This window comes from Bradyrhizobium retamae (assembly GCF_001440415.1).
GTDB lineage: Bacteria > Pseudomonadota > Alphaproteobacteria > Rhizobiales > Xanthobacteraceae > Bradyrhizobium > Bradyrhizobium retamae.
Window position 1 is genome coordinate 13,356 of the sequence record NZ_LLYA01000112.1, and the last position, 17,752, is coordinate 31,107.

12 protein-coding genes are annotated in these 17,752 nt (G+C 63.0%); 4 read left to right on the forward strand and 8 right to left on the reverse strand.

Translation table 11 applies throughout. The features are described from left to right. The first annotated feature begins 141 nt into the window (after positions 1-141). Together CQ13_RS12370 and CQ13_RS12375 are read left to right on the forward strand one after the other, a co-directional pair. Complete coding sequence (locus CQ13_RS12370; RefSeq protein ID WP_057843163.1) at positions 142-3,513, forward strand: hybrid sensor histidine kinase/response regulator; 3,372 nt, start codon at positions 142-144, stop codon at positions 3,511-3,513. Next, positions 3,503-4,429: a response regulator transcription factor gene (locus tag CQ13_RS12375; RefSeq protein WP_057843164.1), complete on the forward strand. Its 927-nt coding sequence runs from the start codon at positions 3,503-3,505 to the stop codon at positions 4,427-4,429. Before CQ13_RS12370 ends, CQ13_RS12375 begins: the two co-directional genes overlap by 11 nt. A 69-nt stretch (positions 4,430-4,498) precedes the next feature. On the opposite strand, the gene CQ13_RS12380 is transcribed toward CQ13_RS12375, so the two are convergent. From CQ13_RS12380 to CQ13_RS12405, 6 genes are all read right to left on the reverse strand, one after another. Next, positions 4,499-7,204, reverse strand: a complete 2,706-nt coding sequence (locus tag CQ13_RS12380; RefSeq protein ID WP_057843165.1) for a nitrate reductase — start codon at positions 7,202-7,204, stop codon at positions 4,499-4,501. A gap of 13 nt (positions 7,205-7,217) precedes the next feature. Further along, positions 7,218-8,435, reverse strand: coding sequence for an NAD(P)/FAD-dependent oxidoreductase (locus tag CQ13_RS12385; RefSeq protein WP_057843166.1), 1,218 nt, complete (start codon positions 8,433-8,435; stop codon positions 7,218-7,220). 33 nt (positions 8,436-8,468) lie between these two features. Then, positions 8,469-9,263 (reverse strand): ABC transporter ATP-binding protein, encoded by a 795-nt coding sequence (locus CQ13_RS12390; protein WP_057843167.1) that lies wholly within the window; start codon positions 9,261-9,263, stop codon positions 8,469-8,471. Positions 9,264-9,281: 18 nt separating this feature from the next. After that, on the reverse strand, positions 9,282-10,190 hold the full coding sequence (gene ntrB, locus CQ13_RS12395) for a nitrate ABC transporter permease (RefSeq protein ID WP_057843168.1): 909 nt from the start codon (positions 10,188-10,190) through the stop codon (positions 9,282-9,284). Between the two features lie 62 nt (positions 10,191-10,252). After that, positions 10,253-11,572: a CmpA/NrtA family ABC transporter substrate-binding protein gene (locus CQ13_RS12400; protein ID WP_057843169.1), complete on the reverse strand. Its 1,320-nt coding sequence runs from the start codon at positions 11,570-11,572 to the stop codon at positions 10,253-10,255. A gap of 338 nt (positions 11,573-11,910) precedes the next feature. Beyond that, positions 11,911-12,825, reverse strand: a complete 915-nt coding sequence (locus CQ13_RS12405) for an intradiol ring-cleavage dioxygenase (protein WP_057843170.1) — start codon at positions 12,823-12,825, stop codon at positions 11,911-11,913. Between the two features lie 126 nt (positions 12,826-12,951). Here CQ13_RS12405 and CQ13_RS12410 point away from each other — a divergent pair, with 126 nt between their 5' ends. Both CQ13_RS12410 and CQ13_RS12415 read left to right on the forward strand, forming a co-directional pair. Further along, complete coding sequence (locus CQ13_RS12410; RefSeq protein ID WP_430649682.1) at positions 12,952-14,226, forward strand: serine hydrolase domain-containing protein; 1,275 nt, start codon at positions 12,952-12,954, stop codon at positions 14,224-14,226. 140 nt (positions 14,227-14,366) lie between these two features. Beyond that, positions 14,367-15,875, forward strand: a complete 1,509-nt coding sequence (locus tag CQ13_RS12415; protein ID WP_057843511.1) for a sensor histidine kinase — start codon at positions 14,367-14,369, stop codon at positions 15,873-15,875. On the opposite strand, the gene CQ13_RS12420 is transcribed toward CQ13_RS12415, so the two are convergent. Beyond that, a complete protein-coding gene (locus tag CQ13_RS12420; protein ID WP_057843171.1) occupies positions 15,876-17,198 on the reverse strand; it encodes a TRAP transporter large permease in 1,323 nt (440 codons plus the stop codon). Further along, positions 17,195-17,710, reverse strand: coding sequence for a TRAP transporter small permease (locus tag CQ13_RS12425; RefSeq protein ID WP_057843172.1), 516 nt, complete (start codon positions 17,708-17,710; stop codon positions 17,195-17,197). Before CQ13_RS12425 ends, CQ13_RS12420 begins: the two co-directional genes overlap by 4 nt. Between the last annotated feature and the right edge of the window lie 42 nt (positions 17,711-17,752).

Here is a 17,752-nt window from a genome sequence, read left to right on the forward strand (position 1 = left end):
TTGGTCAGGCGAGGATTGCCCAGAATTGTGCACTGCACAGATACGTGGGATTGCGTATATTGCACCGCAAAATAGCGACGTAGGTTTTGGTACGGAGTTTGCTGGGCCAAGCGGGTCGGTCGAACTGGGCAGGAGCAGCAAGTGGCAGGGCGGCAGCGGATAGACCGCGTCAGGCGCCAATATAACCAATGGGTCGCCAACCAGACGCTGGAAGACTACGCGCTGCGCTTCACCGCCAAGAGCGCGCGGCGGTGGTCTGCCGCCCGCGTCGCCAATACCGCGCTTGGCGCGATCTCCTTTCTGGCGCTGGAGGCGATCGGCGGCACCATTACGCTTAATTACGGCGCGGCCAACGCCACATCAGCGATTCTTGTCGTCAGCGTCATCATCTTCCTCTGCGGCCTGCCGATCGCCTATCACGCCGCAAAATGCGGCATCGATATTGATCTGCTGACCCGCGGCGCCGGCTTCGGCTATATCGGCTCCACCATCACCTCGCTGATCTACGCCTCCTTCACCTTCATCTTCTTCGCGATCGAGGCAGTTATCATGGCCGCGGCGCTCGAGATGTGCTTCGGCATCCCGCGCCCGATCGGCTATCTCATCAGCGCCGTCGTCATTATTCCCTTGGTGACCTACGGCATCACCCTGATCAGCCGCTTTCAATTGTGGACGCAGCCGATCTGGATCGTCCTTCACATCCTGCCCTTCGTGGCGATCGCCTACGCCAACCCGCAGTCGTTCACGGAGTGGCGCAAATTCGCAGGCGAGCATGGCGACGCGGGCGGCCATCTCGATCTGCTGCTGTTCGGCACCGCCGCGTCGGTGGTGTTTTCGCTGGTTGCACAGATCGGCGAGCAGGTCGACTTTCTGCGGTTTCTGCCGCGCGATCGCCGAACCTCGCGAACGTCATGGTGGATCGCGCTGCTCAGCGCCGGCCCCGGCTGGATCATTTTCGGCGCGCTCAAGTTGCTCCTGGGCTCATTTCTCGCCTACTTTGCGCTGAGCCATGGCGTCTCCAGCGAGCACGCCGCCGAGCCGGCGCACATGTATCTCGAGGCCTTCCGCTACGTGCTGTCGCAGCCGGACATGGCGCTGGCGCTGACCGGTACCTTCGTCATTCTCTCGCAGATCAAAATCAACGTGACCAACGCCTATGCCGGCTCGATCGCCTGGTCGAACTTCTTCTCGCGACTGACCCACAGCCATCCCGGCCGTGTGGTGTGGCTCGTCTTCAACGTTCTGGTGGCGCTGCTACTGATGGAAATCGGCGTCTACAAGGCGCTCGAGCAGACGTTGGCGCTTTATTCCAACGTAGCGATTGCCTGGGTCGGCGCGTTGGTTGCCGATCTCGTCGTCAACAGGCCGCTCGGCTTGCGACCGCAGCACATCGAGTTCAAGCGCGCGCATCTCTGCGATATCAACCCGGTCGGCGTCGGTGCGATGACGATCGCGACGATCGTTTCGATCTCTGCCTTTTACGGCCTGTTCGGCCCGACAGCGAAGGCGCTCTCCGCCTTCGTGGCGCTCGCGGTTGCCTTCGTCACCGCGCCCCTGATCGCTTGGGCGACCGACGGCAAATATTACATCGCGCGCAAGCCGAAGCGGAGCTGGCAGAACCTCGAATCGATCCAGTGCTGCATCTGCGAGCATTCGTTCGAGCCGGAGGACATGGCCTCCTGCCCGGCCTATGCCGGGCCGATCTGCTCGCTGTGCTGCTCGCTCGATGCGCGCTGCCATGATCTCTGCAAGCCGCATGCGCGCGCCAGCGCTCAGGTCTCGGACATGCTCGGGAAACTGTTGCCAGAGGCGATCTACGCGCGGATCAATTCGCAGTTCGGGCATTATCTCGGCGTGTTCGCGGTCTCCGCGGGGCTGGTCGCGCTGACGCTGGGGCTGATCTACCTGCAGACCTCGGCGGCACTGCCCGCCGAAAATTTTGCGCTGTCGGACGTGCTGTGGAAGGTGTTCTTCGCGCTCACCATCATCATCGGCGTGGTGGCATGGCTGTTCGTGCTGGCGCAACAGAGCCGCCGCGCGGCGGAGGCGGAGACGCGGCGGCAGACCGCTCTCCTGATCCAGGAGATCGACGCGCACAAGCGGACAGACGCTGAGTTGCAACGCGCCAAGGAAGTGGCGGAGTCCGCCAACCTCGCCAAGAGCCGCTATGTGGTGGGGCTGAGCCATGAACTGCGCTCACCGCTGAACGCCATCAGCGGCTATGCGCAATTGCTGGAGCAGGATTCCAGCCTCCCTGCAAAGCCCCGCGACCAAGTGCGCGTGGTCCGGCGCAGCGCCGACCATTTGTCGGGATTGATCGACGGCATCCTCGATATTTCTAAAATTGAAGCAGGCCGGCTTTATCTGTCGCGCGACGAGGTCCGCCTGAGCGAATTTCTCGATCAGCTCGTCGGCATGTTTCGCGTTCAGGCCGCCGCCAAGGGCATCGACTTCATCTTCAAGCGGCCTTCGGTGCTGCCGCTCGTCGTCTATGCCGATGAGAAGCGGCTGCGGCAGGTTCTGATCAACCTGCTGTCGAATGCACTGAAGTTCACGCAGACCGGAAACGTGCAGTTCGTCGTGCATTACCGCAGTCCCGTTGCGGAGTTCGAGGTGATCGATACCGGACCCGGCATCCAGCCGGACGACCTCGAACGTATCTTCGCACCCTTTGAGCGCGGCGCGCTCGGCGTCTCGCAGCCGCAGACCGGCACCGGGCTCGGGCTGACCATCAGCCGCCTCCTGGCGGGCGTAATGGGCGGCGACATCAAAGTGACCAGCCAAGTCGGCAACGGCAGCACGTTTCGAGTGAAAATCCTGCTGTCGGAAGTCGCGAATCCGACGCGGATCGCGCCGGTGGAGGCGCCGATCTTCGGCTATCACGGCCCCCGCAAGACGATCCTGATCACCGACGACGATCCGACCCACCGCGATCTCCTGCGCGAGGTGCTGACGCCGCTCGGCTTCATTTTGCTCAGCGCGCCCGATGGACCCGGCTGCCTCGCGCTGGCGCAGCATTGCCGGCCGGATTTGTTCCTGCTCGACATCTCGATGGCAGGGATGGACGGCTGGACGGTTGCGGAAACGCTGCGCACGAGCGGCCATCACCAGGCGCGCATCCTCATGGTGTCGGCGAGCGCGCTTGAAGCGCATGGCGCGCCGCTGGCGCAACCGTTCCACGACGGTTACCTGATGAAGCCGATCGATATTCCCAAGCTGCTCGAATCCATCCGGCAATTGCTCAAGCTCGAATGGCAGTATGAGGCAGGCGATGTCCCTGCCCCCCATTGGCGGCCGGAGACCGGCTCGCGGCCGCCAGTGAAACATGTCGAGGAACTGATCGGGCTCGGGCAACTGGGCTACGTTCGCGCGATCCAGGTCAAGCTCGACGAGATCGGAAATGACTACCCCGAACATGCCGACTTCGTGTCGCAAATGCGCGCATTGATCGACCGCTTCGATCTCGATCAGTACATGGCGACCCTGAAAGCCCTGCACAGCTATGATCATTGAATCAAGAAAGCGCGACGTCGCCCTCGTCGTCGACGACTCGCCCGAGACGCTGCGGCTATTGACCGATGCGCTCGACGGCGCGGGCATGACCGTCATGGTCGCGCTCGATGGTGCTTCCGCCATGCGGATCGTCGACCAGATCACGCCCGACATCGTGCTGCTCGACGCTGTGATGCCGGGGATGGATGGGTTCGAGACCTGCAGGCGGCTGAAGCGCGACGCCGGGCTCGACCATGTTCCGATCATTTTCATGACGGGGCTGGCCGAAACCGAACACATCGTACGCGGGCTTGAGGCCGGCGGCGTCGACTATGTGACAAAACCGATCGCGGTCGAGGAGATGCTGGCGCGCATCCGCGTCCATCTCGCCAACGCCCGCCTGACCCAGAGCGCGCGCGCCGCGCTCGACGTCTCCGGCCGCTATCTGCTCGCCGTGAATGCCGCGGGCAAGATCATGTGGGCGACACCGCAGGCGCAGAAGCTGCTCTCCGACTTACTTGCCGCCGACGACGATGACGTCGTGCTGCCCGAACCGATTCCGCAATGGCTGGATGAGGCGCGCAAGGGCAAAGCCGCGGCGAAGGCCGCGGCCATGCCGACGCGTCACGGCAACGAGCAGCTTCGCCTGCAATATATGGGGAAGCTCGGCGCGAACGAATTCCTGCTGCGGCTGGCGAAAGATTCCGGCGCGGAGGCGCCAGTGGAATTCTCCAGCGAGTTGGGCTTGACGACGCGCGAGGGCGAAGTGCTGTCATGGCTGTCGAAGGGCAAGACCAACCGCGATATCGCGCAGATTCTGGGACTCTCCCCCCGCACCGTCGACAAGCATCTTGAGCAAATCTATTCCAAGCTCGGCGTCGAGAACCGCACCGCCGCGGCGGCGATCGCGGTGAATGCGAAGAATAGGAGGGGGTGAGAGACTGGTTGCGGAGACATGGATTTGCTTCGTCGCTGTGCTCCTCGCAATGACGGTGGAGCAAGGGCCTCAGTTCGCCACCACTAACTTCCGCTGTTCGGGATCGTTCGTCCCCGCCTGCGCGATCAGCCGCTTCAATTCCGGAATGCAGGAGCCGCAATTGGTGCCGGCTTTCAGCTTCGTTCCGATATCGGCCGCCGAACGCACACCCGCTGCGATAGTGTCGCAAATCGTGTTGCGGCCGATGCCGAAGCAGGCGCAGACGATCGGGCCGGCGTTGGCGAGGCCGTCGACCGATTTGCCCGACAGCAGCATGCGACGCTGGTCGTGGTTCAGCGTATCCGCGGCAAACAGGTCCTTGATCACATTCCAGTCGCCGGCGTCGCGCGCCGGGCCGATGAACAGGCAGGTGTCGATACGGTCGCCGTCAAAGGATGCGGCGCGATAGACGCTGCCGCCGAAGTCCTTGTATTCGGCGAGATCGTCGCGCGCGATGGATTTCAGCCAGGATTGCCAGCCTGCGACATCGGCATTGTCGGCGAACAGGTAGCCATGGCCGCCGTTGACGGCAACGCGCGCTACCCAGGCATGCGCGGGCAGTTCGAGTGGCTTGCGCGACAACGCAAAGCCGCGGAAGACGTATTCGTACGGCACGATCGAGGCCGGCGTCGCCTTGTTCTCGGGCTGGCCCGAGAACGGATCGGTGACGGGCGCCACCAGCGAGCCGACGCGCGCGCCGGTCGCATTGGCCTCACTCCAGTGGATCGGCGCGAACAGCATGCCGCGCTGCTGGCGTTCGCTGACGATGACGCGGAGCGTGCATTGCCCATAGTCGGTCCTAATCCGCGCGAAGTCGCCGTCGGCGACGCCGTATTTTGCGGCATCGTCCGGATGGACTTCGACGAACGGCTCCGGCAGATGCTGGCCGAGCCGCGGGCTCATCCCCGTGCGCGTCATGGTGTGCCACTGGTCGCGGATGCGCCCGGTGTTGAGCCGTAGCGGCCGCGCCGCGGTGGTTTCGGTCCGCAGCGCCGGAGTTTCCGGCGCGACGAAACGGGCTCTGAAATCTTTGGCAAAGAAGCCGCCTTCGGCGAAGAAGCGCGCTTGCGGCTCGGTCCCCTGCCGTACCGGCCATTGCACCGGCGCCATTGCATCGAAATCGCTGTCCGAAAGCGACTGCAGCGCACCGATATCAAAGTCGCGCGCCCCCGCGTTCTCGAAGGCCGAGAGCGCGGCGTGCTCGCGAAAAATATCCGCCGCCGAGGTGAAGCTGAAGGCCGCGCCGAAGCCAAGGCGCCTGGCGACTTCACCCATGATCCACCAATCGGGCTTGGCCTCTCCCGGCGAGGGAAGAAACGCCCGCTGCCGCGAGATGCGTCGTTCCGAGTTGGTTACCGTGCCGGATTTCTCGCCCCAGGCCTGCGCCGGCAGCAGCACATGCGCGCCCGCGTCCACCGTGTCGTTCGAGATCACGTTCTCGGAAATCACGAACAGCTCGAGCTTCTTCAGGGCTTCGCGAACACCGTCCGCGTTCGGCAGCGACACCGCCGGATTAGTGCCCATCACCCACAACGCCCTAATCTCGCCGCGCGCGATGGCCTCGAACATCTGCACCGCCTTCAGGCCCTCATGGGTGGCGATGCGCGGCGCCGTCCAGAACCGCCGCACGCGATCGATATCCGGCGGCGTAAATCCCATATGGGCGGCGAGCTGGTTGGCGAGCCCGCCTACCTCTCGGCCACCCATCGCATTGGGCTGCCCGGTCAGCGAGAACGGCGACGCGCCCGGCAGGCCGATCCGCCCGGTCGCGAGGTGGCAATTGAGGATGGCGTTGACCTTGTCGGTGCCCTGCGCCGACTGATTGACGCCCTGCGAATAGAGGGTGACCACGCGCGGCGTATTGGCAAACATCTGGAAGAATGTTGCGACGTCCTGCTCGGACAGGCCGGTCGCCAGTGCAGTGGCCCCGATGCTGCTAGTGATGCTGCGTGCGCGGGCGATGGCATCGTCGAAACCGGTGGTGTGGAGTTCGATGTAATGGCGGTCGAGTACGCCATTGTCCGCGAGGTAAACGAGCAACCCGCTGAAGAGCGCCGTATCCGTGCCCGGCCTCAATCCCAGGAACAGATCGTCGTCGCCGACGGTGTCGGTCCGGCGCGGGTCGATCACGACGATGCGCGCGCCGCGCTTCTGCTTGTTGGCGAGCATGCGCTGGTTCAGCACCGGATGGCACCAGGCCGCGTTGGAGCCGACCAGCACCAAGAGGTCGGCCTCGTCGAAATCCTCGTAACATCCCGGCACGGTGTCGGCGCCAAAAGCGCGGCGGTGGCCGGCGACGGACGAGGCCATGCACAGCCTCGAATTGGTGTCGACATTGGCGCTGCCGATAAAGCCCTTCATCAGCTTGTTCGCGACGTAGTAATCCTCGGTCAGCAACTGGCCGGAAAGATAGAACGCGACCGCGTCCGGACCGTCGCGCGCGATGATGTGCTGAAATCTGTGGGCGACATGGTCGAGCGCGTCGCTCCAGGCGACCCGCTCCATGGTTCCTTTGCCGCAGCGGATCATCGGATAGAGCAGCCGGCTCGTCAGCCCGAGCGTCTCGCCAAGCGCCGAGCCCTTCGAGCACAGCCGGCCGAAATTGGCGGGATGATCGGGGTCGCCCGAGATCGCCGCCCCGCCCCGCCCGTCCGGCGTCGCCAATATGCCGCAGCCGACGCCGCAATAGGCGCAGGTGGTTTTGACAGCGCGGAGATCGGGATTGACGACCGTCATGCCAGCAATCCGATCATGCCGCCTCGGAACGGGTCGCGAGCGAGCGGCCGAACATCATATCGGCGCGAATTCGGGCCGTCGGCTGACGCGTGCGGATCAATTCGAGATACCAGAGCGCGTCGGCGACATCGCCGATCAGCACCGCGCCCGTTAACCGCCCATCCACGATCACGAGCTTCTTGTAGGTGCCGTGGTTTATGTCGGAGAGCACGATGGCCTCGCTGCCGTCACCGCCCATAGAATCGCCGGCGGAGAACACGCTGACGCCGGAAACTTTCAGATTGGTCGCAACGATGCTTCCGCTGTACGACGCTTCACGCCCGGCGAGATGCCGCGCCAGCACCCTCGCCTGCTCATAGGCCGGCTCAACCAGGCCGTAGCAGACGCCGCGATGCTCGGCGCACTCGCCGATGGCGAATATACCGGAGGCGCCGGTCTGCAGATGATCGTCGACTACCATGCCGCGGTTGACAGGGATACCGGCTTCCCTGGCGAGCGCGATGTTCGGACGAATGCCTGCGGCAAAGATCACGGCGTCGGCCTCAAGCAGGCGTCCGTCCGCCAGTTCGACGCTTTCAACCCGCGTCTCGCCATGAATGCTCGCCGTGTTGGCGTTGAGCAGGATCTCGATGCCCTTGCTCTCGACGAGGGATTTTAATAGCGCCGCCGCAGGCGCGTCGAGCTGGCGCTCCATCAGGCGGTTCATCAGATGTACCAGCGTCACCGGCGCACCGGCCTTGGCTAGGCCATAAGCTGCTTCGAGCCCCAGCAGTCCACCGCCGATCACGACGACACGCTTCTTCTGCGCGGCCAGTGTCAGCAGCAAGTCGACGTCGCGGCTGTCACGAAACGTGTGCACGCCGGCGAGATCGGCGCCGGGTACGTTCAGCCGCAGCGGCGACGAGCCGGTGGTCAGCACCAGTTTCGAAAACGGAATGCTCTCGTCGTTCTCGATCTTGAGTTCGCGGCGACCGACATCAATCTCGGTCGCCACGCAACCATACTTCAGGGTGACGCCGCGGTCGCGCCACCAGGACGCCGGCCGCAGCTCGATGTCCTGCGAGGTGGTCTCGCCGGCCAGCACTGACGACAGCAGCACGCGGTTATACGCAAGCCGCGGTTCGTCGCCGATCACGGCGACGGCGTAGCGGCCCAAGGCCACCTTGGCGAGTTCATCGACGAGACGGGCAGCGGCCATGCCGTTGCCGACGATGACGAGCGGTTCGCTCATGGCACGTCCTCACCTAGCCGCTTTCGTATGGACCTACGCCGCCTCGACGAAGCGATGCCGCTCGTAGAGGAATTCGAGCACGCGCTGCCGGCACTTGAGGTAGCCGGGGTTGGTCGCGAGCTCGAGCCGCTTGCGCGGACGCGCCAAAGGCACTTCCAGCACCTCGCCGATCCGCGCGCTCGGGCCGTTGGTCATCATCACGATGCGGTCCGACAGCAGCACGGCCTCGTCGACGTCGTGCGTGATCATCAGGATGGTGTTGCCGAGCTTCTGGTGCAGCGCCATCACCGAGTCCTGCAGATGTGCACGCGTCAGTGCGTCAAGCGCGCCGAACGGCTCGTCGAGCAAAAGCACCTTCGGCTCCATCGCCAGCGCACGGGCAATGCCGACGCGCTGCTTCATGCCACCTGAAATTTCCGACGGGCGCTTGTCCTTGGCGTGCGCCATCTGCACCAGGTTGAGATTGTGCATCACCCAGGCGTCGCGCTCGGCGCGGCTCTTGGTCGACGAAAACACCTTGTCGACGCCGAGCTTGACGTTTTCGTACACCGTCAGCCACGGCAGCAGGCTGTGGTTCTGGAACACCACCGCGCGATCCGGTCCCGGCGAGTTGACCTCGCGGTTCTCCAGCAGCACGCCGCCATTGGTCGCGCCGTTGAGACCTGCCACGATGTTGAGCAGCGTGGACTTGCCGCAGCCGGAATGACCGATGATCGAGACGTACTCGCCCTTCTCGATGGTCAGGCTGATGTCCTTCAGCACCTCTGTGGTGGCGTTGCCGCGGGTGAAGGTTTTGTCGATATGGTCGAGCTTCAGGTAGGCCTGCATGACTTGATCCTTGATCCTTCAGTTCAGCGCGGTGCCGCGGGTCACGATCTTCGCCACTCCTGCAATTAAGCGGTCGAGCACGAAGCCGATGATGCCGACATAGAACAGCGCCAGGATGATTTCGCTGATGTGCGAGGAGTTCCAGGCGTCCCAGATGAAGAAGCCGATGCCGACGCCGCCGATCAGCATTTCCGCAGCCACAATCGCAAGCCACGACAGGCCGATGCCGATGCGCAGGCCCGTGAAGATGTAGGGCGCCGCCGCCGGAATCATGATCTTGGAAAAGAACTCCAGCGGGTTGAGCTGCACCACGGCTGCGACGTTGCGATAGTCCTGCGGAATGTTGCGGATGCCGACCGCGGTGTTGATGATGATGGGCCACACCGAGGTGATGAAGATCACGAAGATCGCCGACGGCTGTCCATCACGGAACGCGGCCAGCGACAGCGGCAGCCAGGCCAGCGGCGGAATGGTGCGCAGCACCTGGAACAGCGGATCGAGCCCGCGCATCGCCCACACCGACTGCCCGACCAGCGTGCCGAGCGCGATGCCGACGATGGCGGCAATCGAATAGCCATAGGCGACGCGCTGAAGCGAAGCGGACAAATGCCAGAACAGGCCCTTGTCGATGCCGCCATTATCGAAGAACGGATCGAAGATCAGTTCCTTGGTATCCTTGAACACGCGCGAGGGCGGCGGGAGCGTCGATCCGGTGCGGCGGCAGACCAGCTCCCAGAACATCATCAACAGCGCGAGCACGATCAGCGGCGGCACGACGCGAGCCGCGGTCTCCTTGCCCATCTTGATGTATTTTTCGGCACGTGGTGCCGGCTTCGGCGTCATCATCACCACCGGCGCCGCAGAGGTCGGCGAAGCGGTCGGAATGGCCACGGCAGTGGCTTCGGCTTTGATCGCAGGCATCGTCATTGAAAATGCATCTCCGTGTTCAATGAGCGGGCCGCCCGCAATCGCGCGCGGCCCGGGCTTGATCAGACTTCAACGCGCTTGATCGAGAGGGACTTCAGGTACGCAGCCGGGTTTTCCGGATCGAACACCTTGCCGTCGAAGAAGGTCTCCTTGCCGCGCGAGGTCGAAGTCGGAATCTCTGCAGCGGGAACGCCCAGCGTCTTGGCGGCTTCTTTCCAGAGATCCTCACGGTTGACCTTGGCGACCAGTGCCTTGCTGTCGAAGCCCGCTTCGTATTTGCCCCAACGGATATCTTCCGTCATGAACCAGAGATCGTGGCTCTGGAACGGATAGGAAGCAAAGTCGCGCCAATACTTCATGATGTGCGGCGAGTTCTCGACGACCTTGCCGGGGATGCCGTAGTCGAACTTGCCCGCCGAACGGTCGTAAACGTCGTCGACCGGGCAGTTCATCCACTGCCGCTTGCCCATGATGGTAGCGAGCTCCTTCTTGTTCTCGGCCTTGTCGGCCCATTGCTGCGCCTCCATCACAGCCATCAGGATCGCTTTGGCGGCCTTCGGATATTTGTCGACCCAGGCCGCGCGCATACCGAGAGACTTCTCCGGATGCTTGTTCCAGAGCTCGCCGGTGTTGACCGCGGTGTAGCCGATGCCCTGGTTGATGAGCTGCAGATTCCAGGGTTCGCCGACGCAGAAGGCATCCATCGTGCCCACTTTCATGTTGGCAACCATCTGTGGCGGCGGCACCACGATGGTCTCGACGTCCTTGTCAGGATCGATGCCGCCGGCGGCGAGCCAGTAACGTATCCACAGATCGTGGGTGCCGCCCGGGAAGGTCATCGCAATCTTGGCCGACTTGCCGGCGGCCTTCTTCTGCTCGAACACGGCTTTGAGCGGTGAAGAGTCAGTCCCGATCTTGAGGTTGGCATATTCCTTGGCAATCGAGATGCACTGCGCATCGAGATTGAGCCGCGCCAGGATGTACATCGGCGTCGGCACGTTGTTTTGCGTCACCTTGCCGGCCGAAATCAGATACGGCATCGGCGTCAGGATATGCGCGCCATCGATGCCGTTGCCTTCCGAGCCGAGCACGAGGTTGTCGCGGGTGGTGCCCCACGATGCCTGCTTGGCGACCTCGACGTCGGGCATGCCGTGCTTGGCGAAGAATCCCTTGTCCTTGGCGACGAACAGCGGCCCGGCGTCGCTGAGCGCAATGAACCCGAGCGTCGCCTTGGTCACTTCCGGACCTGCGCCTTGCGCAAACGCGCCGGCCGGGAAATTCAGCTTGGCCGCGGCGAGTAATGCCGCCGTGCCGCCGGTGGCCTTGAGGAGCTGGCGGCGGCTGAAACCGCGGCGTGAGGTCGGATGGGTAGGCTTCGTCATGGGCGTCGTTGTCCTTTGCGTCGGTGCGTTGAACGGGGCCGTCCGATTGGGGTCACCGCGCTAGGCGCAGAAAGGCGCGTTCCAGGGAGGCCCCGGAATGGCGGCGTCACAATTCGGATGAGTGGTCTCGAGGGACGGCTTCAATGGCGTCGACACAAGCTATTCAAGCTTCGTGCCAAACCTCCCGCACTGCGAAAATTATAATTATATCAATGTATTATTCACTTGCCGCCGCTAAATCCAGCAACCAATGAGAAATTGGTTCCGCATCCAAAATTTGCGATTCGCCCACTCCTTGGGCGGCGCACAAGAATTGAGCAGGCACAGAAACCGACGGCTTACGCGTGCTCTGAGGTCTTCGCCATCATCGGTTTCGGCGCGCTTCCCTCGCCTGGCTTCATGCGGAATTCGTAGCTCATCAGGTGCCACGGCTCGCCCGCGGGCTTGCCGTCCGGCATCGTCGGATCGGTACGCTTTTCGATTCTGGCGACCAGCTCGTCCTTGACCCCGAACACCACGTCGGAATCGAGGTACTTGTCGCCGTCGATGAAGACGTGGGTGATCAGCGGCTGATGGCCCGGCGCATCGACCAGGAAATGCACGTGCGCCGGCCGCATCGGGTGACGGCCGGTCTGCACGATCATCTCGCCCACCGGACCATCGGTCGGAATCGGGTAGCTGCACGGCAGGATGGTGCGGAAGAAGAACCTTCCATCGGCATCGGTAATGAAACGCGCCCGCGACGACGGCCCTTCAGTCGCATAGGCCGGCTTCTGGGAATCATAGAAGCCATCATCGTCGGCATGCCAGATGTCCACCGGCACGCCGGCCAGCGGCCTGCCCTCGAGGTCGGTGACGCGGCTCTGCACGAACATCCGCTCGCCGGATAGCGTCGCCGAGATATCGGTGCCGTGCGGCGTTACCTTGTGCTCGCCGACATAGAACGGGCCGAGCACTGTGGTCTCGGTGGCCCCCTCGCGCTCCCGGTGGTTCACGGCATCGACCAGCATCGACACGCCGAGCACGTCGGACAGCAGAATGAACTCCTGCCGGATCGGGGTGCACTTCTGGCCGGTCCGCGTGAGAAAATCGATCGCATATTCCCATTCCTCGAAGCTGAGGTCGGTCTTGCGGACATAGTCGTGGAGTGATTTCACCAGTTCCTGAAGCAGGAATTTGGCGCGCGTATCCGGCGTATCGTCGAAGCTGCGGATGACGGCGGCGGTCAGTTCGGTCTCGCTGAATTGGCGCATTTTTGCTGTCCTGCGGGGATATGCGATGGCTGGAGTCAGCTATATCACCCTTCCAGCCCACATAAACACGGCCCGTTGGAACAGGGGACAGTTTTCGGCTATCAAGGTCGCAGTCGCCAGCCGGAGATGCCGATGTTAGCCCCCGCCTCGCCCGAATCCGCCGGAATGTCCAAGGCGGCCCTCGATCGCCTCGAAAATCATCTGAAGCAGCGCTACATCGATGCCGGCCGCTTCCCGGGGACGCAGCTCCTGATCTATCGCCGCGGCAAGGTCGTCCATTCGTCCGCGCAGGGCTTTGCCGATCTCGAGCGCAAGGTGCCGGTCAAGGACGACACGATCTTCCGCATCTATTCGATGACCAAGCCGCTCACCTCCGTCGCCTTCATGATGCTGGTCGAGGAAGGCCGCGTCGCGCTCGACGAGCCCGTGCACAAATACATTCCGGCATGGAAGAACCTCGGCGTGTTCGTGGCCGGTACGCACCCGGCCTTCCTGACCCGGCCGCCGTCACGGCCGATGCTGATCGTAGATCTGTTGCGGCACACCTCCGGCCTGACATACGGCTTCCAACAACGCAGCAATGTCGATGCGGCCTATCGCGAGAACAAGATCGGCGAAGTCATCAAGGCCGGCACGCTGCAAGGCATGATCGACGACCTCGCAAAAATTCCGCTGGAATTTTCGCCGGGCGAGGCCTGGAATTACTCCGTCGCCACCGACGTGATCGGCTATCTCATTGGTTTGATCAGCGGCAAGCCGTTCGAGCAGTTTCTGAAAGAGCGCATCCTGGATCCGCTCGGGATGAATGATACCGACTTCTTCGTGCCCAAGGACAAGGCGCATCGGTTCGCGGCGTGTTATTCGGCCGACCCGCAGGGCGGCATGACGTTCCACGCCACCGAGCGCAAGGGCACGCTGACGCTGCAGGACGACCCGGCGACGAGTTCATTCCTGTCGCCGCCCTCCTTCGTCTCCGGCGGCGGCGGCCTGTGCTCGACCACGGCCGACTATCTCACCTTCTGCCGCGCGCTGCTCAATGGCGGCGAGCTCGGCGGTATCAGATTGTTAGGTCCCAAGACGCTGAACCTGATGACTTCCAACCATCTGCCCGGCGGGGTCGACCTGCCGGCGATGTCGCGCTCGCTGTTCTCGGAAGCGGCCTATAACGGCATCGGGTTCGGCCTCGGCTTCGCCGTCACCATGAACCCGGCACAGACGCTGATTGCCGGCAGTCCCGGCGAGTTCAACTGGGGCGGTGCGGCGACAACGTCGTTCTTCATCGACCCGGCGGAAGAACTGATCACGATCTTCATGACTCAGGTGCTGCCGTCGAGCGCCTATCCCTTGCGGCGCGAGCTGCGCACCATGGTGTATGCCGCGATCACCGACAGCAATCTATGAGATCGGCGGCCGGGCCACCCGGCGGAACCCGGCCGCTTCTCCAGCCGGCTGAATATCTTACTTATCCTCTTATTGTTCTTGGCGAAATCCGACAGCTTCTCCTATGCTTGCCCCGATTGGGCGCCGATCCGGGGCTTGCGTTGCCGAAACTTTCACTGCCAGTGCGTCTTGCCCTTCTGGTTGCGGGAACCACGCTGCCGTTGATTGTTTTCGCGGCCGGCATCGTTTTCAACCATTACAAGCAGGACCGCCAGAACGCGACGCAACGGGTCCTTGAAACGGTTCGCAGCATTCGCCTCGTGCTCGACTCGGAGATGCAGCGGATCACCGGCGCACTCCAGGTACTATCGCTGACAAACGCACTGCGCGACGGGGATTTCGAGGCGTTCCGCCGCATCTGCCAAGGCTTCCTCGACCAGTATGGCGAAGGCGGCGTCGTGCTGGTGGCGAACCGCGAAGGCCACCAGGTATTCTCCTCGCTGACGACTGATACGGCAAACCTGCCGTTGCGTAACAACCTCGCCCTGGTCGGGAGGGTCTTTGCAGAGAAGAAACCGGTCTATTCCAACCTGTTCTTCGGGTCGGTGAAGAAGCGGCTAATCGTAACGGTCGAAGTGCCCGTCATCGTAGATGGCGAAGTAGTCTACGACATTTCCTTCAGTCCACCGATCGAGATTTTCCAGGCGATGGTCGAGCAGCAGCGGCCGAGCAAGGACTGGACGATCTCGATCTTCGACGGCGAAGGCACCAATTTCGCGCGCGTGCCGAACCCACAGCATACCGTCGGCAAGCGTGCATCGCCCTCGCTCTATACGGAGATGTTCAACAATTCGGAAGCCACCCTGCCGACGGTATCGCTTGAGGGCGTGCGGCTGATTACGAGCTTTAGCCGCTCCTCGCTCACCGGCTGGACCGTTGCCGCCGGCATTGCCGAAAGCTCGTTGATCGCGCCGCTCTGGCGCAACCTCGCGATCACGAGCGTAATGGGTGCCGTGCTGCTGATGGTCGGGCTCGCCTTCGCGGTACGGATGGCAACCCAGATTGCCCGCGGCGAGATGCTCCACAATCTCCTGATCGAGGAACTCAACCATCGCGTCAAGAATACGCTCGCGGTCCTGCAGTCGATCGCCACCCAGACCTTCCGCAGCGCGAGCCGGGCGGAGCGCGAGAAGTTCGAGGGAAGGCTCGGCGCGCTGGCGGAGGCGCATAACTTGCTCAGCCAGGAAAAGTGGCAAGGCGCGGAGCTGCGGGAAGTGATTGCGCGGGTGCTGCAGCCCTACCTGCTCAACAATCCGGAGCGGGCGCGGATGTTCGGACCGCGGGTCCCGCTGTCGCCGCGGCTCGCCGTGGTGCTCTCGATGATCGTGCACGAGATCGCAACCAATGCCGCTAAATACGGCGCGCTATCGAACGATACCGGGACCGTCGCGGTGGATTGGGAGATCCTCGAAGAAAGCGACGGGCGCAAATTGCGGTTGATCTGGACCGAGGCAGGCGGCCCGCCCGTCACGGCACCGGTGCAGCGTGGCTTTGGCTCGCGGCTGATCGAGCGCAGCGCACGCGACCAGCTCGGCGGCGAGGCAACCGTCGACTTCCTGCCGCGCGGCGTTGTCTACACGGTAAGCTGTGCACTCGACAGGGAAGAATAGCTATTTAAGCATCTCCGGCACGATCAGGCGCGGCAGGAACAACGAGACGCTCGGCCAGATGATGACGGCGACCAGTACCAGCAGCATCGGTATCAGCATGATCAACGTGTCTTTCAGCGCGTAGCGCAGCCGCACGCCCGCGATCGAGCAGGCGATCATCAGGCACAGGCCATAGGGCGGCGTCACCAGTCCAAACGCCAGCGACACGATCGAGATGATCGCAAACTGAACGGGGTGCAGGTCGACCGACTTCGCCAAGGGTTCCAGCACGGTGCCGACAATCACGATCGCCGGAATGGCGTCGAGGAAACAGCCTACGATCAGGAAGCAGAACGCGATGAAGAAGCCGGCCGCGACGGCGCCCATGCCCCAGGTCGAAACGTTGGCCAGGAGCTCCTGCGGTATCTTGTAATAGGCCAGCAGCCAGCCGAAAGCGCTCGCGGTGCCGATGCAGAACAGCGCGACGCCTGCCAGGCGCCCGGTATCGAGCAGCGCCTTGTAGAGTTCGCGCGGGCCGGTTTCGCGGTAAAAGAACGCTGACAGCACCACGGAATAGAGCACGGCGACGCAGGCGGATTCGGTGGCGGTGAACCATCCGAGCAGGATGCCGCCGACGATAATGAACGGCGTCATAAGCGCCGGTATCGATCGCCAGATGGCGTAGCCGATGTCGGTCCAGCTCGATTTCGGGTATGTCGGATAGCCGCGGCGAACCGCATAGACATGCACGGTCGCCATCTGGGCGCCCGCGATCAACAGGCCGGGGACGATGCCGGCCAGATACATCGCTGCGATCGAGGTCGAGATCAGTCCGCCCCAGACGATCATCAGGATCGAGGGCGGGATGATGATGGCGAGCACCGCTGTTACCGCCGTGATGGCGATCGAGAACGAGAGGTCATAACCTTCCTTGGTCTGGGCATCGATGAAGATCTTGGACTGGCTCGCGGCGTCGGCGGTGGAAGAGCCGGAAATGCCGGCAAAGAACACCGACAGCACGACGTTGATCTGTGCCAGCGAGCCTGGCCAATGCCCGACCATCGAGCGCGACAACGCCACCAGGCGGTCGGTGATGCCGCCGATTCCCATCAGGTTGGCGGTCAAGAGGAAGAAGGGCACGGCGAGCAGGATGAACGAGTTGTAGGCGTTGAAGGTCTCCTGCGCGAGCGACATCATCGACAGGCGGGGCTCGATCAAAAGGATCGGTACGCAGGCAAGACCGAGCGCAAACGCCACCGGCACGCGCACGATGAGCAGGCCAACGAAAACGCCGAACAGGACCAGTGCGGCCTCTCCGGCGGAAAGTACATTGCCACCGTTCATCGGCTCGCCCCGACCAGAACTTTCAATTCGTCGATCATCTGTTCGCCTGCAAAGATGATCCACGTCACACCCGCCACAGGCCATGCGACATGAATCATCCAGAGCGGTAGATCGGCCAGTTCCGACGTTCGGTTCCAAGCGAACCGCGTGAATTCCAGGCCGGCCCACACGAATACCAGCGCCATCGCCAGCACGCCGAGCCGCGCCACGATCCGCACCGCGGCTTCCGCCCGCCGCGACAGGGTGGGCCAGACGTCGACCTCGAAATGCTGCGCCTCCCTAATTCCGACCATGGCACCGATCATGATGGTCCAGATGAACAGGAAACGCGCCATCTCCTCGGTCCAGATGTAGGACGGAATGAACGGCGTGTAGCGCGAGATGACCTGCAGGGTGACCGGAACGACCAGAATGCCGACACATGCGGCAAGCAGGATTTCGAGCAATTTCGCATAGGCCGCCGTTGCTCGTCGCCATAGCGACGGGTTCGGCGGCATCGGTATTTCAGTCATCTTGGCTCCGGAAGGTAACGATCACGGAAGTGGGGCAAGCCG

Coding starts and splice junctions, on each gene's coding strand:
- CQ13_RS12375 (WP_057843164.1), top strand. CDS start 3,503: ATGATCATTGAATCAAGAAAGCGCGACGTCGCCCTCGTCGTCGACGAC.
- CQ13_RS12380 (WP_057843165.1), bottom strand. CDS start 7,204: ATGACGGTCGTCAATCCCGATCTCCGCGCTGTCAAAACCACCTGCGCC.
- CQ13_RS12385 (WP_057843166.1), bottom strand. CDS start 8,435: ATGAGCGAACCGCTCGTCATCGTCGGCAACGGCATGGCCGCTGCCCGT.
- CQ13_RS12390 (WP_057843167.1), bottom strand. CDS start 9,263: ATGCAGGCCTACCTGAAGCTCGACCATATCGACAAAACCTTCACCCGC.
- ntrB (WP_057843168.1), bottom strand. CDS start 10,190: ATGACGATGCCTGCGATCAAAGCCGAAGCCACTGCCGTGGCCATTCCG.
- CQ13_RS12400 (WP_057843169.1), bottom strand. CDS start 11,572: ATGACGAAGCCTACCCATCCGACCTCACGCCGCGGTTTCAGCCGCCGC.
- CQ13_RS12405 (WP_057843170.1), bottom strand. CDS start 12,825: ATGCGCCAATTCAGCGAGACCGAACTGACCGCCGCCGTCATCCGCAGC.
- CQ13_RS12410 (WP_430649682.1), top strand. CDS start 12,952: ATGCCGATGTTAGCCCCCGCCTCGCCCGAATCCGCCGGAATGTCCAAG.
- CQ13_RS12420 (WP_057843171.1), bottom strand. CDS start 17,198: ATGAACGGTGGCAATGTACTTTCCGCCGGAGAGGCCGCACTGGTCCTG.
- CQ13_RS12425 (WP_057843172.1), bottom strand. CDS start 17,710: ATGACTGAAATACCGATGCCGCCGAACCCGTCGCTATGGCGACGAGCA.